Origin of the sequence: Allotamlana fucoidanivorans (assembly GCF_006265225.1) — a bacterium.
Classification (GTDB): Bacteria; Bacteroidota; Bacteroidia; order Flavobacteriales; family Flavobacteriaceae; genus Allotamlana; species Allotamlana fucoidanivorans.
Genome location: NZ_VDCS01000010.1, coordinates 103,434 through 128,365 on the forward strand (window position 1 = coordinate 103,434; position 24,932 = coordinate 128,365).

Sequence of the window (24,932 nt, forward strand, 5' to 3'; positions counted from 1 at the left end):
TCTGCGTTCCCGGCACGAAGTGATATTCAATCGATGGGCTATAAGTTTTCAAAAAAAGCATTGAACAAACTGATGCCTGAAGCCATAGAATTAATGGATACCCTTTTTGGCAACGGCGAGGCCAAAGCCTATCATATAGGCATAAATTCTGAACTGGACAAAATGTTGGATGAGTTGTTCTTTTATGAGAATTCAACCTTTGGGCGCATTCCCTTAGTAATGGCACGAGGTCTTGAAATACTACCAGTCCTGATGAAAACAATAAAAAAGCAATTGGACAAAGATGAACTAAACGGTTTGCACATTGATGATTATAAACGGCTGTTGGAGATAAAAAACTACTTATTAACCCATCTAGAGGATAAAGTGAATATTGAAGATGTGACCAATCGTTTTGCTATCAGCCAGTCTAAACTCAAACGTGACTTTAAAACCTTATACAATACTACCGTCTATGCCTTTTATACTCAGGCTAAAATGGATGAAGCTTATCTGCGACTGCGTTCGGGCCAATATTCTGTTACCGAAGTAGGCTATGATTTAGGCTATCAGAATATATCGAAATTTTCGCTAATGTTTAAAAAGATAAAGGGTATTAGCCCGAAAGAGGTGATCCCTTTGTAACACCAAAGTTGGTAGTTTTTGTAACGCAGCCCCTTATTGGTTTTTGGAATACATCATCCTATTCAGACTGTCATTTAATTAAAAAATAGTCTCTCTTTTATCGCGTAAACTACTATTATAATCAGTATTATGGAGTTTTTACGTTTTATAGGACAAAAAATTTAAAACCATTTGTTATAAGTAAATAGTTAGTAGTATGAAAAAATGATATAAATTCAGAATTTAAAGCACAAACAGTTCAACTGTGTTACCAAAGGGAGAATATAATTAAATGAATAGATGGGTAAATGTCTAAAGGATATATAATTGCCTTAAAGTATCAAAATAGAATAAGGCCCATAAGTCTAAAAGCCTATTTTAAATGATACTTTAAAGCTAAAATTATGTAAATCCTTAAAGAAAAAGAACTAGAGCTTCTTTAAAAAACCGAGCACATCTATTCATAGAGGGATGGAAAATCTATAGATTTATAGTCAATTATAAGTATTTATACCCTATTGAAAAGATGTACAATGTATTGAAAGCCAACAAAAGTAAATATTATAGGAGGTTTACCCATGAGGCAATTCAAAGCATATGCATGTAGGGTTAATAATTCTGTTCGTTTCGAATTGTTTTACCGCATGGTGCTTATAGTTTTGGATTGTCTTCAAATAATACCCCTTTAGTATATTCTCGTCTATTTAGTTTAATCCTTAAATGATAACCTTTAAAACTTGTCCTTGCTGTAGTATTATTTCTTTATCAAAAATGACTATCAATTCAGAGTTGTCAATTTTTACAGATGCTTGAACAGTTTTTTCTCCAATAAAAACTTGAGCTGTCGTTTTGTTTAAATCTTCATTTAAGGAAAACTTCATTTGTTTTAAACGTAGTTTTCCATATTTTAGTTCAATTATTTGTGTTTGAGTACCTCCTTCAATCGTTTGGCTAATATTTCCCCAACTTTCAGCGGCAGAAAAAAAGCTTTTGAAGTTCTTAGGGTCTAGTTTTGGAGCAAATCCTAATTTTCCTGCAGGACCGTCAAAAGTAAATCCGCTTATTGCTAATAAAATATTCCATGAATGCATGGCCCGTGAATAGTGATCGGAACCTTCTACTTCGCTCCATGGATTACGTTTTGCTCCATCGTAACGGTCGTGAATAGACCTAATAGAAACTAATGCTTCGTCTAATAAACCTTCGTTTATCATATCACAAGATGCCTCGTATTCTAGGCCTGTCCACACATTTGTTTTATCATGTGTGTTTTCAAAACTTCGTGGTTTTTCTTTAGACCAGCCACCATTAATCATGGCCGCCTCTCCTTTTGCTGCCAGTACTCTGGCATTGGGTTTTTCGAAATCATAAATGGTTGCAATATCAGGTGTCCAATTATATTTAAATATACTTTTAGCTGCTTTTTTGCATTTTTCAGGAGACAAAATGTATCCTAAGCCAAGTTGGTTTGCCCAGTTCTGGCCAAAAAGCTGTTGTGCATCACAAGCAGTTCCAGGGAAATATCCCGATCGACCTTCGTTAAATGCTTTTACATAGCTTCTGGCATTATCATCAATCTCTTCTGGCAATTTAAAGCCATTTTTAACCCCCACATTTCCATTAAAACCAACTGGGTACAAATGATAGTAGAATTCTCCATTCCACATTTTTTCATCCATAAATTTTTGACCCGATTTAAATATAGCATGATATCTTGCAGCCAATTCAGGTTCTCCTTGAATAATAGCCATTTCTTCAGCAGCCCTTAATGCAGCTAAATACAAGGTGTTGTTGTATGGATTTGGCCCATACCACATCGGGTCCCAAAAGGTTTGTTCTCCCTCCAACACACCGTTGGGTTCTAAACCAATTTCGGCACCATCCTTAAAAATATGATATCCTATTGCCCCTTTTACTTGTTCCCAAATTGAATCCAGAAAATCGTTATTTGGTGACATTAAATGTTCACGGTAGGCTTTTAGAACATAACCACTTTGTGCATCGGAGGCATAACTATGCGGAACATTGGGGTCATTCGGTAAATAACCTCGAAAATTAATTCGTCCCGAAGTACTATATGCTGTTGAATAATTGAAATCCTGAAGTAAACGAACAGAACGTTCCAACTCAGGAAACAATTTAGAAATGGCTGTTACAAAATTATAAACGTGGCCGCAGGTACCCATACAAAATCCTACGCCTTCATAAGCATAAAATCTTCCATTTTCCCAAATGGCTACGTTACCAGCTGCTAAGGTAGAAACCGGCATGGTTATACGATTTGATAGCCAATAAGGTAAAGTATTATCGTTATAGCTTTCTCTAAATAGTTTCGTTTTTCCATAAAGATCATCGAAATTGGCAGCAACATATTTGGCTACATCATTGGAGTTGTTATACCAATTGTTATAAATATGTCCAACCCAACCTGGTGCTTCCGCGCTTGCTATTTTATACCGTCTACCATTTTCGTAATAATTTGGAAAATACCATGATATTAGAAAGGTGATTTCCTTTGTTTGGTTCGGTTTTAGCGTAATGCTGGAACCTACGCTTCCAGTAACAGGCTCTTTTGAGGTTGTAGTTGCGGTAATACCCTTATCTTTATCAGTTAATAATTCAGCTTTTGTATCCAATACACTTAAAGTAAAGCCACCCAGCTGAGGGTGTTTTAATAATGTAGAATCTGAACTTAAAGGCTTCATCTCAAAAGAAATTCCGGATACACCTTTTGATTTTAAAGTAGAATTACGGTACTCAACTTTAGCTTTCTCTGGGAAATGAATGTTCCTTAATATTCCATTAATGTTTATCTCTACGGATTTATCACTAGTATTTGAAAGCGCATACTTTAGCACTATAACAGGGTTGGCAGAGCTTCGCACGTTCAATGGTACAAAAGGAGAGAAAACTTCGGAACGAATTTCGACAGGAAGTTCTTCGTCAGTTTTTTCATATTTCAATTTCGCCAAAGGATATTCACCTATAAATTCTATGGCATTAAAGTCATTGCTAGTCAGGCTGTAATTGGTCGCATCTTTTCCTTCTTCTTTAATTGCTATAGAAAAGCTACTTTTTACTTTTGACACGCGTTCCTGTGGATACAAATATTGATAACCTGTGGATAAGCCGTGACCTGCATTGGGTTGTTGCTGTTGGTTATAAACAGATTCGAAAAAGCAAAGTTCTCCATCTCCAGTTATGTATACTTGTCCTGTCCCAATGCCACCACAAGGCATTCCAATCCATTTTAATTCAGCACCTTTATATACTTTTTGCTCTCCCTTCTCATATAAAGATTTTACCCAATCAGCGTCTATATTTTTTTCCAAAGGGATATAAGCATCATTTTTGTCGTGTTGTGCAAATAGACCTAGTGGTAATAATGAAAATACCAGAAATAAATACTTTTTTTGAATCATACTCTTTTTTTTAAAACTATTTTTTGCTTTTTTTTCTATAACATTGTTCTTAAGCGCTTTTCTGCTTCATTATTCCAATACTTGCAGTCAAGCTGGTAAAATACCGAAGTATAGGGTATGGTATAATCGGTCTTTATTATTATTACGTTGAATAACTCAGAAGCTTTGTCGAGCTTGTAGATAATATCTTCGTGCACTTCTTTTTTTATTTCTCCTGTAAGAAAAGTTTTAATGTTAGCACGAAACAAGGCAACACCAGGTGCATCTTCTTCTGGAATAAAGTCAAGTTCCTTATCTAAAAAAGTAATTGGCTTGATATGCTTTTGTTGCTGAATAAGTGCATTTACTTTTTTGATAGTTGTAATGTGGTCATTGTTACTAAGTATGGTGGTAATACCCGGGTTACTTTGAAGCGGATAAGCCGCATCGGCAACAACAATCCAATTACGATGTCCTAAAAGTTGAATCTGAGATTTGAGCTGGTTTTCCCAACTAAGATCATTTGTGCTTGTGTTGTTATTTGTACCCGAACAACTTGCTAAAATAAAAATCACAAGAAACAGCAGGTAGTTAATCCTTTTGAAATATTTCATAAACCATAATTTAAGAGGAATAATCCGATTAGGTTTATAAAATTACGGATAGTAAAATAGATTACAAAAAAATACGTATCCCATGGATATTGCAATAAGTCTCATAGCAATTTAGGACTTGTAACTTACTGAATAATTGAGATCTATGTATTGAGTCTATAATTGATATGTATAGTTTGTTTTAGATAATAAACAGCAATTCTTCTTGCCTTATTATTGTTTGTTTTGAATGTATTCTGTTGGCGTTTGATTGGTATGATTTTTAAAAACATAATAGAAAGAAGATTTTAAATTAAATCAACATTTTTCAGTCATAGAAACCAATTTTAACTTCTTATTTTCAGTTTAAATGGTTTTGAATAACGTCTGATAACTTTATCATATTTATACATAATACTTGAAATTATTTAGCCTTTATTTAGGCATTGTATTAATTTTAATGTCTCTTTGACGAAATCTGTTTTTCCTAGTACATACGAGCCTCTATCGTTTTTAAACTTAGACGCTAATTCAATTTTTAAAACTTCGTATTCTTTTGCTCGTTTTTTATTCACATTTAGATAGTCTCGAAAGTCTAATTGTTTCCACATTACATTATCTTTTGGACACATATGAATGTGAAAAACCTGTTCTTTTTTTCCATCAATATTATATCCTTTTCCAAATGTTGAATATTCCTCAATAGTTTCTCTTGCTGGAACTTTGAAATGGGAATAGCCCAGTTCAGTGAATTGGGCTATTAATTGCTCGTCAAACAATAAATCTTTTGGAATTTCAATCATTAAGTCGATATACGGTTTAGATTTTATTGATGTAATTGATGAACTGCCAAAGTGCTCAATTCTTAATATTGTTTTTTGTCCGACCTTTTCTAAAATCCGCTGTTTCTCATTTTCATAGATATTTTTCCACTCAGGATTATGGTCAACCAATTCAATTGGGAAAAGTGTATTCCAATCCTCTTTAGTCAAATCGTATAATGTTTTTGTCATTATTTTTTGGTTGATTGATAATGAATCACAATGGTTTAGGCTATGATTACGTTGTGAAAAACGTCATTAGACTTTTCCGCTTATGTAATCATACCGGATTAAAAGTACAAAGTTTAAAATTTAGGACAAAGCCCACAATGAAATATAGTAATTGTGCCTGTTACACAACACTTAAATATAGTTTAAAATTTTAAGATATGTGTGTAAATTCTTATTTTTAAAAATGCAAACCAAAAGGGATTATCAAGAAAATACTGTATGCGTTAAACACAATGGTTAGTATATGCATTGTGCAATCGATAGAGAGCATTATCACATATACATTGTTTGGTGATTGTTATTTTGATTCGAGAATAATAAAACCATTTTTAACCATCTGAATTTCAATATTCTCATTTAATGAACTGAATTGACTTTCATCATCACTAAATACAGTTTTCCAACTGTTTTCGGAAGGCTCAAAAGGAAGTTCCTCTGTATTTATTATCATAGATGTTGCTTGGTCCGTTAAATTGAAAGCTAAAATATAACCAGACAAATTGTTCCATCGACAATAGGTGAAGGTAGAATCATTTTCATGCTGTATTATTTCAAATTCGCCTGTTGTAAATGCAGAGTTTGAAGATCTAAATTTTAAAATTTTGCGATAGAAATTCAACAATGAATTAGGATTGTTAATTTGCTCTTCAACTGAAATTCCATCTTTTGATTTTATAGATTTTTTTTCCCAATAAGGCTGGACGTTTTCAAACCAAAGTGCATTTCCAGCTTCGTTAATATCCGCTGTCCATTCAAACGGTTCTCTTACTGAAATATCGAGACCATCACTTAGTTCCAGAAGACTTTCATGTCTAATTAATTCTTCTCTTTTGCCAGTCATTCCTATTTCCTGCCCATAATAGATATATGGAATAAACTTCATTAAATAAGTTAGTGTTGCCAATTGCTTGTTTTTCGCAGTATTGTTGCCAATCTTACTTAATACTCGATCTGTATCATGTTGATCCAAAAAAGCAAACATGTTCTTTCCTTCTGGAAGATCCTGTTTTGACCACTTGAAATACTCTCTTAAAATGGTTGGATTATTAACGTTGAAGTGAAGCCCAAAAGAATATGCTACTTCAACGCCAGATTTTTTCATCCACGAATGTGCATCACCATCATCCCATGTCGCCTGTTCAGCTACAAAAGTCACGTCTGGATTAATGCGCTTGCTGTTATCAATTATTGGCTTCCAAAAACCTTGTGCCAAATTGGTTAAAATTCCCTTCTTTAACTGATCATTATGAAATGCATCTATCCGAAATCCATCCACACCATCCTCAAAGGAACCATCTCCATTAGGATCTACCCAGAAAGCATAATAATCCTTAATATATTCAGCAACTTCTTCCTTATACAGGTTTACAATCGTGATGTCCGTATAATATCCATCATATGATTTTAATCCCTTAAGGTCAAAAACCATTGTTTCTGGTTCTGTATTTAAGCTGTCTTTATACATAACATAATTGCTAAATTCCGAATTTGGGTTTTGAAATGACTCTCCAAACCAGGGGTGCTCCTTGATTACATATTGAAGTTCGGTATCCATATAGAATTTCATTCCTCTGCGATGAATCTCCTTTACCATATTGAAGTAGTCATCCACAGTACCGAATTCAGAATCAATGCCATAGTAGTCATGTGTAAAATAATTATGATAATAGGATGAAGGATACAATGGTGTCATAATTATTGAAGTAATACCCAAATCTTGGATATAATCTAGCTGCTGAGTAACACCGTTTAAATCACCGATTCTATCACCATTACTATCGAAAAAACTTCGTGGAAATATCAAATAAAATATTTCTTCTTCTAACGCTACTTTATTAGTTGATTCGAGAGTCCGCTTTTCAATTGACAACTGTCTACATCCTGCAATTAGCAACATCAGAATTAAAAAAATTAAGTATAAATTCTTTGGTTGTATCATATTCTAAATTATCGCCAATTCCATATAAACTTACCAAAGATACCATTTAGCCTATAAAAAATCCCAACAAACAAATCGTATTACAGGACAGTGCTTTAAAAGACGTGTTTGTAGCTACTAGTCTACCCCATAAACCGTTCAATATCTAATAATGATATGCTAGGATTTGCGCCCTTGCTTTGTGCTACCATAGCACCTACCGCACAGCCATAATCAATAGCTTTTTGAGGAGGCTCATTGTTTAATAAATAACTTATTAAAGTTCCTAGAAAAGCATCTCCTGCTCCAACGGTATCAACCACTTCAATTTTGTAACCACTATTATAAAATAGGCGCTCTTGGTGCCATAAAACCGCACCAAAGGCACCTTTAGTAACACATATACTTGGCGTATTAGTTTTATTGGCAATAAATTTTAAATTCTGTTCTAGGCCTCTAAATGGTGAATTCAAATACGCACTAACTTCATAAAGTTCATCATCATTAAATTTTATAAAATCAGAGGCTAACATTAATTCAATCAGTAATTTTTTTGAGTAAAATGGAGGTCTTAAATTCAGGTCGAATATCTTATATGACGCCAGATTCAAATAATTTTTCAGGGTAGCTTTGGACACTGCATCTCTAGCTACTAAACTTCCAAAAACAAAAGCATCGGCTGCCTTAACTACTTTTTCTCCTTGTGCGGTTGTTTCAATTTTATCCCAAGCTCTTGGGTATTCTATAGTATAAGTTGCCGAACCTTTATCATTTAAACTTACTAGAACCGATCCTGTTGCATGGGCATCAAACTTTTGAATACAACGAACGTTTACATGATGCTCTTTTACATAAGCAATTAATTTGTCACCTAGAGCATCTTTCCCAACCGCACTAATCATAGTCACGTCATGGCCAAAGGCTGCCAAACGCAGCGCCACATTAAGTGGTGCCCCTCCTATTTTCTTATTCTCAGGAAAAATATCCCACAATATTTCTCCAAAGCAAACAATATGACTCATAAGGAAAGTTTCAGTAGTTACAATATTATATTCGGATGTCTTAATAAAACAAATTAGATTCCATTGTTCGTTGATTAATTGAACTTTTAAACACTTCTATTATACGTTTAGCTATGCCCGTCCACCCAAAATTTCGTCTAGCAAAACGCGCACCTTCAACAGATAACTCATTACGCATTTTAGGATATAATAGCGGCATAGCCATCATAGTCCCAAATTCTAGCGGTCTGTGGGGATCGGCAAACAAGGCCTGATTTCCAAAATCTATCAAATCATACAAGCCTCCATGCACCGTAATAACGCTTGGTGTACCGCAGGCCATAGCTTCAATAGCAACCATACCAAAAGGCTCATAGCGTGACGGCATTGCAAAGATGTTTGCCGATCGGTACACATTGGCTAAATCTTCATCGGCAATATAACTTTTCCATTTAATCTTTTCCATCACCCCTAACTCGGTTGCTAACTTTTTAAGCGTTTTTACACCCGCATCATCTTGGTCTGAATGATCACTACCTATAGCCGCCACTAATCGTGCCTCGGGACAAAGTTCAAAAACCGTAGGCAAGGCCTGTATTAATAAATCGTATCCCTTATTATGCGCCATTCTTCCTAAGGTTAAAATATCAGTTGGATGGATGTCGTACTTGGTTCTAATTTTATCATTTTCTTTTGAAGGCACCGGATAAAACCTGTTTTCATCAATACCTGGCGGAATCATGGTGCAATTTTTTGGTAACACATCATATTGTTTTGTCAGTAAATCTACCTGCGGAATGGTGGTCGCTATAATATGATTACACATTTGATAGACAAAATACTCTTTTCTAATGCGTTCCTTAAAACGATAGGTTTTCTCCATTTCCTTTTCATCCATATCGCTTCCCATGGTATGTTGTTTCCACCACCCTACTGAATGTGGGGTATGTACATGTGAAATACCAAGTTCTTCGGCTATTTTTTGTCCAGCCCATCCAGCATCCCAATAATGAGAATAAACCACATCATACTTTTTATTTTCATTCTTGATAGCCGCCAAACAATTGGTGACAAACTTTTTTAAATGATCATGCATATCCTCCTTTCTGATGAACTTTTTGCCCCCAAAGGGAATACGCCAAACATTATAATTCTCATGAACATGGTCATATTCAGGTTGGTCTTCAAATTGACGTGTCACTAAATCAACTCTTTTGCCTAATCGACTAAAGCGCTCAGCTAATTCTAAAACATAAACCACCTGGCCGCCAGTGTCGGGCTTTCCAAGTTCTGGGTTTGCAGCAACATATCCGTGTAGCGAGATCATTAATATCGACTTCATAATATTTATTTTAGGTTATTTTTTAATAATTTTTAAATCATGACATGCAGAAATATATTGCGCTGCGGACCATGCTTGATAGGCTTTGCCCATAGGCTTTCCTGTGGTTCCATGTGCCCATTCAGTAAACTCCCATTCATCTGTTATACCTTCTTTATTTATCAATGCTAGTTTGTGAAGCTCTGAAATTGCCATTTCTTTAAACCCTAGTTTATTGACAAACTTCACCCAAAAACCACCAACAAATGGCCAAATACCGCCATTATGATAATGATTTGGAAGGTTTAAGAGATTTACTGTATAATAGGGTCTCCAATCTGGGTCGCCCGGCGAAACCACAGGATATACATTAGCCACAGGATACGGATCATTAACACCAACACCCAACATAAAATGGAAGGTTTGATGTGCTTTTTCGGCGTCAACTGTGCCGTGTAAAAACGCTAAAATATTTCCTAGCGTATCACAGCGCCAACTGAAATCAAAGGGTGTAGTTTGTGCTATAAGGTAAGAGGTATCGCCTAGTGTAAATTGCTTTTCGGCAAAGGACACCGATTGAAATAATTTTTGCTGGGTGGAAGGCCAAAAATTCTGTAAAATTTCTTTTTTAATAACTTGAGACCATCTGATATATTCTCCTGCTTGTTCATAAATGCCAAGCATTTCTAGCATACGCCCAAAACACACGTTGGCTCTGTACCATAAGATTTCGTCATAAAGAATATTATAACTTCTTCCGAACAAATCTGTCCAATCTCCTGCTTCAGGTATTTCTAATAAAGCATCATTATTACTATCATGAGCACCAAGCCAACGCATGGTTTCCTTAATGTCATCAATATACTTTCTTAAAAATTCAAAATCCTTGGTTACATTAACGTATTCATAAAAGGCAATAACTACCCAAATACCACTATCTATAGAACAGATACCTCCAACACCAGAATAATCTGGTATATTATCTTTAATTCTAACATTTGAAGGTATTTGTCCGTTTCTTGAAATATGATCAAGTAAAGTAACTAGTGTTTTTCTCTGGCAATCATGTATCTCCTTATCATGAACCAGTGGTAGCGACCCTATAACCGTAATAGCACCATCACGTGCCCAAACGCTATAATAGTTTTCATCAGTTCCCTTGGCTACATTATCTTTTATAGAACAGGCTGAAAACCCAAGTGGCGTAATATTCTTCTTTAAAGCCTCAACAGCTTTTGTATACCCCTCTTTGATAAGAGCTATCTTTTCATCTTCATCTTCTGTGGCTATATGACTTAACTCTTGCTGTATATAAAAATCATCAGCATGATCAACCGCTGTGTAAACGCTAGCTTTTTCGGGCAAAACATTATAATAAACCAAACCTTCAATAATACCATCTCCCATTTCTTTTTCAGAATGATAAACTTGTCTGTGCTTAGTATATTGGTATAATTCTTCATGGGCATTGGACACTACAATGCCTTTTACATCTTTGAGATCAAACATGGCAGAATCATTCCCGCTGTCTCCAGCCACAATCACTTCATTTGAATGTATTTGCAGTTGCTTAATCAACCATTGTAGTGCATTGCCTTTATTCGCCCATTTGGGCAAAACATCTAAAAACTTATCGCCTGAATACACAATATTTACATCCATATTGGCTTTGGAAAAATCATTTTCTACACTTTCTATTAGATTGGGAGTAGCATCATAAAAAAAATAGCTTCGCTTGTAAGAGTGTTGAAACTTTGTAGGCTGTTCACTAATAGGATGATTGATTTTACTTATAATATCTTCAACCGCTGCCAAATTCCAACCGTCATCTAAAACATCATTAAACTCTTTAACAACACTTTTTGTTTTAAAATTATAGATATGTGTGCCTACCCCCGAGATAATATAATCTGGTTCGGGGAGTACTTTGGTTTCAATAAGATTAAGGACATCATCAATAAGTCGCCCCGTATTGTAGGTTAAAAGTACATCGTTTTGCGGTTTATACATTTTCCAAACTTTTCTAAAATTACTATTGTAGTTATGAAAGTTTATTAATGTGTTATCAATATCAAAAGATAACAATTTTATTGCATGCTTTTTAGTTGGGTTTTCTTCCATATTATTTTAAAACGTTCTTTTTCATTTTTCATCATTTTTGATTCAAAAAAGACCAAAAAATCACAATTATTGATATAATATACACAAAAAAGCCCCAAAAACAAGAAAAATAGAGTTTTAAGCAAATCTCATTTTTTACTTTTAGCAGAATTACAAAAAATGATACTAGAAATGCATATTTAAAAAATATAACACCTTAAAATAGGAATATGAGAATGTAAAAAACGCCTAAATTCCACTTATAAAACTGCCATACGGGTCTTTAAATTGCACCCCTTCAGTAAATCGTTGTTTAGACAATTGCTTAAATTCAACCAACGCCCACAGCACAAACTCTTTTACAAAATAACGGTCTTGATTTGAAAGGTTAGGTTGATATTTTTCTAGCAAATCATTTAAAGGTGTAATGGAACCCAGTAATGTTTTGTAACCCTCATCGCTAAGGTCATCTAAAAGTTCAAAACCATCTTTAAGATTAAAAAACCAAGACACAATATCATCATAAGGACTTACATCGGTTTGCTTTTTTAGTTTTTCAATTTTTGGAAAATACGCTACAAACAAACTTTTTACGGCATCACCAATCAAACCATAAGCCACAGAAATAGAACCTTCTTGTTCACCTTCATACACCAATTCTACTTTTCCGGTTATTGATGGAATTATACCAATAAAATCTGATAGGCGTACTATGGTTTGCCCATCATTATTCATAAGAGAACGCCGCTCTGCTGTACTTAACAGGTTTTCAAAAGCGGTGATACTCAATCTGGCACTCACACCACTTTTGGCGTCTATAAATTCACTCTCTCTAGCCTCAAAAACAATTTGTTCTAATAAATCTCGTGCTAAATCGGGTACAATTACACTAGCATTTTGCCTAGCCACTATTTTGGCCTCCTGTTCTGTAATAACCCTAGCCGTTTTTATATCCTTAGGATAATGTGTTAATATTTGAGAACCGATTCTATCTTTTAACGGAGTAACTATGCTCCCTCTGTTGGTATAGTCTTCTGGATTTGCTGTAAACACAAATTGAATATCTAATGGCAATCTTAATTTAAACCCACGTATTTGAATATCGCCTTCTTGCAGTATGTTAAACAATGCCACTTGAATGCGCGCTTGTAAATCGGGTAATTCATTAATAACAAATATACATCGGTTAGCCCTTGGAATCATCCCATAATGAATTACACGATCATCTGCATAACTCAATTTCAAATTAGCTGCTTTTATAGGATCAACATCGCCAATAATATCAGCCACCGTTACATCGGGTGTGGCCAATTTTTCGGCAAAACGTTCACTTCTATGCAACCATAATACGGGGGTTTCATCTCCTTTTTCTTTTATTAATTCTTTAGCATATCTTGAAATAGGATGAAATGGATCATCATTGATTTCTGAACCCGCTACATAAGGAATATACTCGTCTAACAGATTTAACATTAATCGTGCTAAACGTGTTTTAGCTTGACCCCGCAACCCCAATAGATTCATATTGTGTCTCGACAAAATGGCGCGTTCCAATTCGGGAATTACGGTATTTTCATAACCATGAACCCCTTCAAAAGTGGTTTGGTTATTTTTTATCTTAGTAATCAGATTTTCTCGTAATTCATCTTTTATAGATTTACTCTTATATCCTGATGCTTTTAGTGCACCTAACGTTTTAATGTTTTCTATGTTCATATTAACCTCTAATTCTTTTTTTTCTGTTTGTCTCGTAATCTTCAAAAATCATTTCACCCAAACCTTTTAATCCTGTATAAAACGCTTTACCTTGATTGGCATAGGTAAATGCTCTTACAAATTGCATCAAATAATTATCTTGAGCTATCATAAAGGTTGTAATAGGAATATGCAAGCGTCTGGCCTGTTGCGCCATGACATAACATTTATTGACAATATGACTATCTAACCCCATACTATTTTTATAATACTGACCATCTGATAAGCGTAAACAGCTTGGTTTGCCATCTGTAATCATAAAAATTTGTTTGTTGGTATTTCTTTTTCGGCGGAGTAAATCCATTGCTAATTGTAATCCAGCCACCGTATTGGTATGATAAGGCCCCACTTTTAAATAAGGTAAATCTTTAATATCAATTCGCCAAGCGTCGTTTCCAAAAACGATTATATCAAGCGTATCTTTAGGATATCTTGTTGTGATGAGCTCGGCCAATGCCATAGCAACTTTTTTTGCAGGTGTTATCCTATCTTCTCCATATAGAATCATACTGTGGCTAATATCAATCATCAACACCGTACTCATTTGTGACTTGTGCACAGTATCTTCTATGACCAAATCCTTTGCTGATAGTGTAAAATCATCAATACCATGACTTATTTGGGCATTCTTTAAACTTTCAGTCATTGAAACTTTGTCTAAATCATCTCCAAACTGATAGCCCCTAAAATCACCCGTATGCTCATCACCAATACCAGTGCTTTTGCTTCTGTGATTGCCCTGTCCGCTACGTTTTATTTTTCCAAAAATCTGATCTAGCGCTTGCTGCCTGATAGCACGTTCTGTTTTTGCGGTAATAGATATACCTCCATTTCCATCTGGATCTATTTCTTCACGTATATATCCTTTCTTTTTCAGGTCTTCAATAAAATCATCAATAGAATATTCGGGCGTTGCGAGGTTATATTCTTTATCTAATTCCCGTAACCAAGCAATGGCTTCATCAAAATCACCAGATGTGTGGGTAATTAACTCTTTAAATATATCAAAAAGTGCATCGAAAGGCGACCGATTAGAGGCTTCATACGTGGTAAACACAAAACCTTTTTTTAGAGTCTTTTTGTTTATCATAGCTCCATAAAATTACAGATTTTAAAAGAAAAAATGGCTGCATTAACATTAATTTAAACAATAAGGTAATAAGTTTTCATTATTTTAGAAGGATAAAAAACCAACCATGAAGTCTATTTTTTTTCTGATATTCTTTACAGTATCCTCAATTTCTTTTGCCCAAAAAATTTCAATGGATTTATTTAAAAACATGTCCCCCAGAAGTATTGGTCCTGGGGGTATGTCTGGCCGCGTAACCACCATTGATGTGGTGCATTCCAACCCTGACATCATGTATGTAGGAACAGCTTCTGGTGGTTTATGGAAATCGGCTTCTGGTGGCATCAATTGGACACCTCTTTTTGAGAAAGAAGCCACAGCCTCTATTGGAGCGGTAGCCATTCAACAATCAAACCCTAGTGTTATTTGGGTTGGCACAGGTGAAGGCAATCCCAGAAATAGTTTAAATGGCGGCTATGGTATATACCGTTCATTAGATGCCGGAAAAACGTGGCATTTGATGGGCTTAGAAAAAACCAGGCATATTCATCGTATTATTGTACACCCAGAACACCCTAACACTGTGTATGTAGCAGCTATTGGATCACCTTGGGGAGAACACCCTGAACGAGGAATTTTTAAAACTACTGATGGTGGCAAGTCATGGAAAAAAATACTCTTTGCTAATAACAAAACAGGTGCCGCCGATCTTGTGATAGACCCCTCCAACCCTAACAAACTTATTGCTGCCTTATGGGAACATAAAAGAGAACCTTGGTTTTTTCATTCTGGTGGAAAAGGGTCTGGGCTGCATATCACCTATGACGGTGGTGAAACATGGAAAAAGATGACTAAAGATGAAGGCTTTCCTGAAGGAGAGCTGGGTAGAATTGGCATTGCCGTGGCAAAAAACAAACCAAATACTATGTATGCCTTAGTTGAAGCTAAAAAAAATGCACTTTACAAAAGTGTAGATGGAGGTGATTCATGGCACATGGTTAATAACAAAAAGGATAAAGGTGATCGTCCGTTTTACTACTCAGAGATTTATGTTGATCCTCAAAATGAAAATCGGGTGTATTCTATATTTACTTATGTCAATGTAAGTGAAGATGGCGGTAAAAATTTCTCCCAACTTATGCCTGCCTATAATACAACCCGAGGCGTTCATCCTGACCATCATGCCTGGTGGATACACCCTAATAACGGTAATTTTATGATTGACGGAAATGATGGCGGCTTGAACATTACTAAAGATGGAGGCAAATCGTGGCGCTTTATTGGCAATCTACCCGTAGCACAATTCTACCACATAAATGTTGATAATGAAATTCCATATAACGTATATGGTGGGATGCAAGACAACGGATCATGGAAAGGCCCTGCTTACACATGGCGTCATCAAGGTATTAGAAATGCCTATTGGCAAGAAATAGGTTTTGGCGATGGTTTTGATGTGATTCCAGACCCTAAAGATGCTCGTTTTGGCTGGTCTATGAGTCAACAAGGACATGTTTATTATTATGATTCTGAAACAGGTAACAATTTTGACGTAAGACCCAAACACCCAAACCCTGATATACTTTTACGCTTTAATTGGAATGCGGCCATGAATATTGATCCGTTTGATAGTAACACCATTTATTTTGGAAGTCAGTTTGTTCACAAATCGACAGATAAAGGGTTAACTTGGACACTCGTATCTGATGATTTAACCACCAACGATCCAGAAAAACAAAACCAAGCAAATAGCGGCGGTATAACCATTGATGCAACAGGCGCAGAAAACTTTTGCTCTATTCTGGTTATAGAACCGTCTCCTATTGAAAAAGACTTGCTTTGGGTTGGTACTGACGATGGAAAAGTACACATTACAAAAGATGGAGGGGCTAACTGGGTAGATGTGTCAAACAATATTAAAAACTTACCTAAAGGCAGCTGGATTGCTCAAATTAAAGCGTCTAATAAAAATAAAGGTGAAGCCCTATTAATAGCTAACGATTACAGAAGATTCAATTACACACCTTATGCTTTTAGAACTAAAAACTATGGCAAAACCTGGGAACGTATTGTTGATGAGCATGATGTTATAAGCTATACCTTATCCATTACAGAAGACATTGAAAACCCCAATTTGTTATTTTTAGGTACCGATGATGGTCTTTACGTATCTATTGACACTGGTAAAACATGGACCAAATGGACCGAAGGCTTCCCTACAGTTTCGGTAAAAGATTTAGTTATTCACCCTCGTGAAAGCGATTTAGTAATTGGAACCTTTGGCAGGGCAGCTTATGTTTTAGATAATATACGCCCGTTGCGAGCCGTTGCTGAAAATAAAGATATATTAAATAGCAAGCTGAGTGTTTTTAAACCTTCAACGGCTTATCTATCCGCCTACCAACAGCCAACAGGAAGTCGTTTTGGAGCCGATGCCATTTTCAACGGAAAAAACCGTAATTCTGGAGCGCTTATTCCATATTATGTTAAGATTGATAAAAAAAACCCTGATGACGAAAACGAATCGAATAAAACCGATGAAAATCAAACTAAAAATAAAACAGAAATTAAATGGGATTCATTAACAATGACCATTTACGATGACAATCGGTTAATTAGAACATTAAAACAAAAGACACCTAAAAAAACAGGCTTTCAAAGGTGGCATTGGGATTTAAAAGAAAGAGGTCCAGACACACCTTCCAGAACACTCAAAACAAAAGATGCTACTGCCCCCTCAGGAATTTTAGTTAAACCAGGAACGTATAAGATTAACATACAATTTGGTAATCAAACATCAGAAACAACACTGACCGTAAAACCGGACCCAAGATTACATAAAACTATAGCAGCCATAAACAGTAGCTATGAAACAGGGAAAAGGATAGAAAAAATGATTCAAATTAGTACTAATGCTGTAAACCAATTAGTTGAAAGTAAATCTATTGCCAATCAGTACGTATCTAAGTTAAAAGCCTTTGATAAAAACAAATATGAAAAACATATTACCGAATCTGAGACAATCATTAAAGAAATAGATACTTTAATTGATATCTATTTAGGCAAAGAAGACAAACGCCAAGGCCTTATAAGAAGCCCTATTCCAAATGTAAGCACCAGACTTAATTTGGCAAAACTCTATGTTAGTTCAAGACCAAATGGTATAACAGCTACTGAGAATATGCTCATTGAACAAGCTCAAGAAGCCTTAGAAAAGGCTTTAAACCAAACCAACATGTTTTTCAACACCAAATGGAAATTATACAAAAATACAATGGAGCAAATAAAACTAACTCCTTTTAAGACAACAAAATCGTTTAAACTAAACGAATAAAAACAAAAACGCTCTGAACTAGACTCAGAGCGTTTTTGTTTTATATTTTTATTATTATTCCACCCGTTTTAGACCCGCTAAATCTTCAATTTTAATGTACTTACCTACCGTACTAATCAAGCCTTCCTTTTTAAATTGAGAAAGTACCCGAATGGCAGACTCAGTAGCCGTACCCACAATATTGGCGTAATCTTCACGTGATAAAAGCACACTTAAAGTTCCATCAGGGTTTGTACCAAAACTATCACTTATATAGGCTAGAGTCTCTGCTAATCTTTGCCTTACAGATTTCTGCGCCATATTTACAATAATATCATCAGAATCTCTTAAATCATGAGCCATATCTTGCAGCACGCTAAATGAAAACTTGGGGTTTTTTTGTAAATCGGCAAAAATTTCGCTCTTCGGAATAAAACAGACCTCCATATCATTCAAAGCGGTAGCTTGTAAATTAGAACTTTCTTCACTGATTAAAGATCGTTGTCCTAACAACTGGCCTTTTACGACCATTTTTACAATTTGATCTTTTCCGTTTTCACTTAACTTTGACAGCTTACAAATACCATCTTTTACACAATACACACCATTAAGAACTTCTCCCTCTTCAAAAATTACCTCGCCTTTTTTAATTTTCATTGACGTTTTACAGCCAGAAATACGCACAAGCTCTTCTTTTGTTAGAGCTTTTAAGGAGTTAAATTGCTTAATAATACACTGTTCGCACTTGCCCATACCTAAAAATTTGTATTTTGTAAAAGTAAATAAATCATGACAAATATCATATTTATAAGTGGCCTGATTTTTCAATTTTGCATAAGGTATAAATGAGCAAATAATTTATGGAGCATAGCACATGTTTCCACTGTGGACTGGACGCTTCTTCCTCAAGAATTGTCTATGATAATAAGTCGTTTTGTTGTAACGGTTGTAAAACTGTATACGACATTTTCTCTGCGAACAACCTAACTTGTTATTATGATTTACAACAGGCTCCTGGAGCTACTCCAAAAGAAGTTGAAGGCAAATACAATTTTTTAGAAAATGAGAAAATTGTGGAACGTTTGTTAGAGTTTAATGATGAAAACATTCAAATTATAACGCTTTATATACCCCACATTCACTGTAGTTCGTGTATATGGATTTTAGAAAACTTAAATAAATTACAAGCTTCGGTTGGTTCTTCTATTGTGAATTTTGGAAAGAAAACCGTTCGAATTTCATATAACCCAAATAAGCTCTCCTTAAAAGAATTAGTTAAATTATTAAGTAGTATTGGCTATGAGCCTTTTATAAGTTTAGATGACTACAGTGTAGGCAAAAAAAATATAGACCGCTCCTTGATTTACAAACTCGGTGTGTCTGGGTTTGCCTTCGGAAATATCATGTTTTTGTCATTCCCCGAATATTTTCAGGTGAGTGGTTTTTGGATTGAAAAATACGCCCCTCTTTTCAGGTGGCTTATGTTTAGTTTTTCCCTTCCCGTTATTTTTTACTGTGCTCAAGATTATTTTATTTCAGCCTATAAAGGTCTAAAATCTAAAATATTAAATATAGATGTTCCCATAGCTCTTGGAGCTTCTGTACTATTCTTAAGAAGTACATTTGAAATTATTTTCAATATAGGAACAGGCTTTTTTGATAGTCTTTCAGGATTAATTTTCTTTCTACTTCTTGGCAAATTCTTTCAACAGAAAACCTATAACTTTTTATCCTTTGAACGGGATTACAAATCCTATTTTCCAATTGGAATTACCAAAATTTCTTCGGAAGGACAAGAAACATCCATTCAAGTATATGATATTAAAAAAGGTGACCGATTACTTATTAGAAACGAAGAACTCATTCCCGTTGATTGCATTTTAATAAAAGGTAAAGCCAGAATTGATTATAGTTTTGTTACAGGAGAATCTGACCCCGTTTCAAAACAATCTGGCGACAAATTATTTGCAGGAGGAAAACAACTTGAAGGCAGTATTGAAGTAGATGTTTTAAAAACAGTTGAGCAAAGTTATTTAACCCAACTATGGAGTAACGATGTATTTAACACCAATAAAGAAGATAGATTTACCTCCATAACAAATGCCATAAGCAAACAATTTACAATTATCATTTTAAGCATTGCTTTTATAGCCACGGCCTACTGGATGTATGTAGATTCGTCAAAAGCACTTAATGTTTTTACAGCCGTGCTTATTATTGCCTGTCCCTGCGCTATTGCCTTGGCTGCACCATTTACCTTTGGAAATTTACTTCGGATATTTGGTAAATTAAAATTCTATGCCAAAAATGCCTCTGTAATAGAACAGCTGGCCACTATCAACACCATTATTTTTGATAAGACAGGTACTATAACAGCAAATAAAGAAACAACCATTGAATATAACGGCATACACCTATCTAATGAAGAAGAAAGGTTATTAAAGAGCACCCTAAGAAATTCAAACCACCCGTTGAGCCGGTCTTTATATGCCCTTTTAAAAGAAAATGACATTATCGCTTTAGAAGACTATCAAGAACATATAGGAAGTGGCATTGAAGCAAAACACAAGCAACATACTATTAAAGTTGGCTCTGCTCCTTTTGTTGGATTGCAGGCAGAAAATGTGAGCTTAAATACAGCCGTGCACATTAGTTCTAATAATACATATAAGGGAAAATTTACCTTTTATAACAGCTACCGAAAAGGGCTTTCAAAACTGTTCAACCAACTGAAAAAAAATTACGACCTAGTTATTTTATCGGGTGATAATGCTGGAGAAAAAGAAAATCTAACCAAATTACTTCCTGCCAAAACCAAATTATTTTTCAATCAAAAACCTGAAGATAAACTAGAATACATCAAACATCATCAGAGTTCAGGAGCAAAAGTTTTAATGATTGGTGATGGTCTTAATGACGCCGGTGCTTTAGCGCAAAGTGATGTTGGCATAGCCATTTCTGAAAACGTTAATGTTTTTTCACCGGCGTGCGATGTCATTTTAGACGCCTCAAAATTCAATCAACTTTACGCCTTTATAAAAGCATCAAAGTCTGCTGTAAAAATCATAAAATGGAGCTTTGTTCTTTCATTCATATATAATAGCATAGGTCTTTATTTTGCAATTACTGGGCAATTAGCACCTGTAATAGCTGCCATATTAATGCCTTTAAGCTCAATAAGCATTGTTGTGTTTACCACCGTAACCACCAATATTTTGGGCAAAAAACTAAAATAAGCTTGGCAAAACATGATAAATGTCATATTTTAGAAAACGGTTTGAAAGTAATTTTGACCTGTAACTTCAATTAGGTATGAGTGTTATTTATATATTGCTGGCTATTAGCATAGTAGTTGCTATAGGCTTTTTTGTTGCTTTTGTATTTGCCGTAAGAAGCGGACAATATGATGATAGCTATACCCCTTCCGTTCGTATGTTATTTGATGACGAACTCATAAAAGAAAAACCAAAAGAATCAATACTAACCAAAAAAGATTAACAATTACTATTATGGAAATGCAACAATTTCATTACGATAATAAGATCGTTACCAAATTCCTCTATGCCACAATAATTTTTGGTGTGGTGGGAATGGCTGTGGGTTTATTACTCGCTTTTATGTTTCTATTCCCCAATCTAACAGATGGCATTTCGTGGCTTAGTTTCGGTAGATTAAGACCGTTGCATACCAACGCTGTTATATTTGCATTTGTTGGAAACGCCATGTTTGCAGGTGTATATTACTCCTTGCAGCGTTTACTAAAAGCACGTATGGCCAGTGATTTATTAAGTAATATAAACTTTTGGGGCTGGCAACTTATTATTGTAGCCGCAGCTATTTCATTACCTCTAGGGTTTACAACATCAAAAGAATATGCTGAGCTAGAATGGCCTATAGATATTGCTATTGCTTTAGTTTGGGTTGTTTTTGGTGTAAACATGATTTGGACTATTTTAAAACGTAGACAACGCCATCTTTATGTGGCTATTTGGTTTTACCTTGCCACATTTGTCACTGTTGCAGTACTTCATATTTTTAACAGTTTAGAACTTCCTGTAAGTGCCATGAAGAGTTACTCTGTTTATGCTGGTGTTCAGGATGCCTTGGTGCAGTGGTGGTATGGCCATAATGCGGTTGCATTCTTTTTAACAACACCCTTCTTAGGGCTTATGTACTATTTTGTACCTAAAGCAGCTAACAGACCCGTGTATTCTTATCGATTATCTATAGTACACTTTTGGTCCTTAATATTTATTTACATCTGGGCAGGGCCACACCACTTGTTATATACAGCATTACCAGAATGGGCTCAAAACTTAGGAGTTGCTTTTTCTGTTATGCTATTGATGCCTTCTTGGGGTGGTATGATTAATGGCCTTTTAACCTTACGTGGCGCATGGGATAAAGTAAGAACAGATCCTGTTTTAAAATTTATGGTGGTAGCTATTACAGGATATGGTATGGCTACATTTGAAGGCCCAACACTTTCATTAAAAAATGTAAATGCTGTGGCGCATTTTACAGATTGGATTATTGCTCACGTTCACGTTGGTGCCTTAGCGTGGAATGGATTTATGGCTTTTGGTATTATTTATTATTTAATTCCTCGTTTATTCAAAACAAGATTATACTCCTTACCGCTAGCTAATTTACATTTCTGGCTAGGTACTTTAGGTATTATTATTTATGCCCTTCCTATGTATGTGGCTGGGTTTACACAATATTCCATGTGGCAACAGTTTAACCCTGACGGTACATTGGTTTATGGTAACTTCTTAGAAACAGTTACTGAGATTATCCCTATGTATTGGATGCGTGCTATAGGTGGCACACTATACATTACAGGATTGCTTATTTTGGTTTATAATATAGTTGTCACCATTAAACAAGGTAGCAAAGTTGAAGATGAGCTTGCCGAAGCACCGGCACTTGAAAAAGTAACTAACAAACGTACCGTAAATGAAGGCTGGCATACTTGGTTAGAAAGAAGACCAATTCAATTAACAATATTGGCTACCATAGCTATTTTAATTGGAGGTGTCATTCAAATTGTACCTACTATTATGGTGAAATCAAACATACCGACCATAGCAAGTGTAAAACCATACACTCCTCTTGAATTAGAAGGTCGTGATATTTATATTAGAGAAGGTTGTGTAGGCTGCCACTCTCAAATGATTCGTCCATTTAGACATGAAGTAGAGCGTTATGGTGAATATTCAAAAGCAGGAGAGTACGTGTACGATCATCCATTTTTATGGGGTAGTAAACGTACAGGACCAGATTTACATCGCCTAGGGCAAAAGTATTCTGATAATTGGCATTTTAATCATATGTATGACCCACAAAGCACCTCATCTGGTTCCATTATGCCACGTTACCCATGGTTAATCACAGGGAAAAGCAGTAAGTTAGATAAATCTCAAACCGAAGCCAAAATGAAAACCATGGTATCATTAGGTGTGCCATATTCAGATGAAGATATTTCTAATGCGCAACAAAGTATGGATGAGCAAGGAGCTCAGATTGAAAAGAATTTATATTCTGATCCCGATTTTGTTTCAGCCTATGAAGCTGATAAAAAATCGGCTGCTGAAAACGGTGAAGATTTCATCGAAATGAAAAACAGAGAAATTGTAGCCTTAATTGCTTATCTACAACGATTAGGAACTGATATTAAAGTTGATGTTCAGTAATCACCAAAACGAATAACATGCTAAAATACATCAAAAATCACATGGAAACCATAGCAGGTATAGAGGTATACCCTATTATTTCCTTGCTCATCTTTTTTATATTTTTTGTAGCCTTGTTTTGGTGGGTCATTACCGCAAAAAAAGACTATATAAAAACTGTTAGTAACCTTCCATTAGACAACCACCAAAACGACGATATATTATGAGAAATTTAGTTCCATCTTGGATTCGTGTTCCAATCATATTTTTTATCATCTTCGGAGCCGTTGAATTCTTTATAGACTCAGGAGATAAACCCGCATTTGTTGAATACCCAGCAGTTCTACTTTTCTTATTATTAGTTCTGTTAATTCTTATTGCCATAGAGGCCATAATTGGGGCTTTAGAAAATGTGATGCTTCATAAACTTGATGAAGAAGCCAAAGCCCGATTTTTAGCAGAAAAAGAAAGTGCCGTACAGTTTGCCTGGCTAAAAGAAACCTATAAAAAACTTCTAGGACAAAAACCATTAGAAGAAGAAGGCGAAATTATTTTAGACCATAATTATGATGGTATTAAGGAGCTAGACAACAATTTACCGCCATGGTGGTTATATGGTTTCTATATTTCAGTTGTATTTGCGGCTTTTTATTTGTTAAGATTCCATGTATTTAATGGCCCATCGCAAATAGATGAATTAGAGACCGAATTAGCTGAAGCGCGTATTGCCATTGAAGAATACAAAAAAACAGCAAAAGATTTAGTAGATGTAAATACCGTTACACAATTAACCGATGCTAATGATTTGGCCGCAGGTAAAAAAACATTTGAAACCAATTGTGTGGCTTGTCACATGATTGACGGTGGCGGTGGTATTGGCCCCAATTTAACAGATAAGCATTGGATTTTAGGAGGTGATATTAAAAGCATCTTTAAAACCATATCAGAAGGTGGACGTTCAGGAAAAGGTATGATTGCCTGGAAAACACAGTTAAAACCTGCAGAGATTGCTCAAGTAGCATCATATATATTAACGTTTCAAGGGACCACGCCCGCAAACCCTAAAGCTCCCGAAGGTGATATTATTGTGGAACCCGAAGCAGCAATAGAAAACGCAACTGAATAACATAA

The 24,932-nt window shown here is 35.2% G+C and carries 17 protein-coding genes; 7 read left to right on the forward strand and 10 right to left on the reverse strand.

The features are described 5' to 3' along the window. Nucleotides 1-72 precede the first annotated feature (72 nt). Entirely contained in the window at nt 73-624 is a 552-nt protein-coding gene (locus FGF67_RS11335; protein ID WP_158293215.1) for a helix-turn-helix transcriptional regulator, read from the forward strand. A 695-nt stretch (nt 625-1,319) separates the two neighbouring features. On the opposite strand, the gene FGF67_RS11340 is transcribed toward FGF67_RS11335, so the two are convergent. The 9 genes from FGF67_RS11340 to FGF67_RS11380 all read right to left on the reverse strand — a co-directional run bounded on the left by FGF67_RS11340 (nt 1,320) and on the right by FGF67_RS11380 (nt 14,834). Further along, nucleotides 1,320-4,025 carry a GH116 family glycosyl hydrolase gene (locus FGF67_RS11340; protein WP_139697828.1) on the reverse strand — a complete coding sequence of 902 codons (2,706 nt, stop codon included), beginning with the start codon at nt 4,023-4,025 and terminating at the stop codon, nt 1,320-1,322. A 35-nt stretch (nt 4,026-4,060) separates the two neighbouring features. After that, nucleotides 4,061-4,579, reverse strand: a complete 519-nt coding sequence (locus tag FGF67_RS11345; protein WP_233244064.1) for a hypothetical protein — start codon at nt 4,577-4,579, stop codon at nt 4,061-4,063. Between the two features lie 446 nt (nt 4,580-5,025). Next, nucleotides 5,026-5,610 (reverse strand): GrpB family protein, encoded by a 585-nt coding sequence (locus FGF67_RS11350; RefSeq protein WP_139697832.1) that lies wholly within the window; start codon nt 5,608-5,610, stop codon nt 5,026-5,028. A 337-nt stretch (nt 5,611-5,947) separates the two neighbouring features. Next, nucleotides 5,948-7,453 carry an alpha-amylase family glycosyl hydrolase gene (locus FGF67_RS11355; protein WP_158293216.1) on the reverse strand — a complete coding sequence of 502 codons (1,506 nt, stop codon included), beginning with the start codon at nt 7,451-7,453 and terminating at the stop codon, nt 5,948-5,950. Between the two features lie 257 nt (nt 7,454-7,710). Continuing rightward, nucleotides 7,711-8,589 (reverse strand): carbohydrate kinase family protein, encoded by an 879-nt coding sequence (locus tag FGF67_RS11360; RefSeq protein ID WP_139697837.1) that lies wholly within the window; start codon nt 8,587-8,589, stop codon nt 7,711-7,713. 40 nt (nt 8,590-8,629) lie between these two features. After that, nucleotides 8,630-9,910 (reverse strand): glycosyltransferase, encoded by a 1,281-nt coding sequence (locus tag FGF67_RS11365; protein ID WP_139697839.1) that lies wholly within the window; start codon nt 9,908-9,910, stop codon nt 8,630-8,632. Nucleotides 9,911-9,925: 15 nt separating this feature from the next. After that, on the reverse strand, nt 9,926-12,010 hold the full coding sequence (locus FGF67_RS11370; protein WP_139697841.1) for an HAD-IIB family hydrolase: 2,085 nt from the start codon (nt 12,008-12,010) through the stop codon (nt 9,926-9,928). A 228-nt stretch (nt 12,011-12,238) separates the two neighbouring features. Then, nucleotides 12,239-13,705, reverse strand: a complete 1,467-nt coding sequence (locus FGF67_RS11375; RefSeq protein WP_139697843.1) for a sigma 54-interacting transcriptional regulator — start codon at nt 13,703-13,705, stop codon at nt 12,239-12,241. Nucleotide 13,706: 1 nt separating this feature from the next. After that, nucleotides 13,707-14,834 carry a vWA domain-containing protein gene (locus FGF67_RS11380; RefSeq protein ID WP_139697845.1) on the reverse strand — a complete coding sequence of 376 codons (1,128 nt, stop codon included), beginning with the start codon at nt 14,832-14,834 and terminating at the stop codon, nt 13,707-13,709. 106 nt (nt 14,835-14,940) lie between these two features. On the opposite strand from FGF67_RS11380, the gene FGF67_RS11385 reads away from it, so the two are divergent. Beyond that, nucleotides 14,941-18,147, forward strand: a complete 3,207-nt coding sequence (locus FGF67_RS11385; protein ID WP_139697847.1) for a WD40/YVTN/BNR-like repeat-containing protein — start codon at nt 14,941-14,943, stop codon at nt 18,145-18,147. 54 nt (nt 18,148-18,201) lie between these two features. Here the strand turns inward: FGF67_RS11385 and FGF67_RS11390 are convergent, their stop codons facing one another. Continuing rightward, nucleotides 18,202-18,879, reverse strand: coding sequence for a Crp/Fnr family transcriptional regulator (locus tag FGF67_RS11390; protein WP_139697965.1), 678 nt, complete (start codon nt 18,877-18,879; stop codon nt 18,202-18,204). A gap of 107 nt (nt 18,880-18,986) precedes the next feature. Between FGF67_RS11390 and FGF67_RS11395 the strand changes: the two genes are divergently transcribed. The 5 genes from FGF67_RS11395 to FGF67_RS11415 all read left to right on the forward strand — a co-directional run bounded on the left by FGF67_RS11395 (nt 18,987) and on the right by FGF67_RS11415 (nt 24,927). Further along, nucleotides 18,987-21,362: a heavy metal translocating P-type ATPase gene (locus FGF67_RS11395; RefSeq protein ID WP_139697849.1), complete on the forward strand. Its 2,376-nt coding sequence runs from the start codon at nt 18,987-18,989 to the stop codon at nt 21,360-21,362. 76 nt (nt 21,363-21,438) lie between these two features. After that, entirely contained in the window at nt 21,439-21,624 is a 186-nt protein-coding gene (gene ccoS / locus FGF67_RS11400; RefSeq protein ID WP_139697851.1) for a cbb3-type cytochrome oxidase assembly protein CcoS, read from the forward strand. An 11-nt stretch (nt 21,625-21,635) separates the two neighbouring features. Next, nucleotides 21,636-23,822 (forward strand): cytochrome-c oxidase, cbb3-type subunit I, encoded by a 2,187-nt coding sequence (gene ccoN / locus FGF67_RS11405; protein WP_139697853.1) that lies wholly within the window; start codon nt 21,636-21,638, stop codon nt 23,820-23,822. A gap of 17 nt (nt 23,823-23,839) precedes the next feature. Next, nucleotides 23,840-24,028: a CcoQ/FixQ family Cbb3-type cytochrome c oxidase assembly chaperone gene (locus FGF67_RS11410; protein WP_139697855.1), complete on the forward strand. Its 189-nt coding sequence runs from the start codon at nt 23,840-23,842 to the stop codon at nt 24,026-24,028. Then, on the forward strand, nt 24,025-24,927 hold the full coding sequence (locus tag FGF67_RS11415) for a cbb3-type cytochrome c oxidase N-terminal domain-containing protein (RefSeq protein WP_139697857.1): 903 nt from the start codon (nt 24,025-24,027) through the stop codon (nt 24,925-24,927). Before FGF67_RS11410 ends, FGF67_RS11415 begins: the two co-directional genes overlap by 4 nt. Nucleotides 24,928-24,932 lie beyond the last annotated feature (5 nt).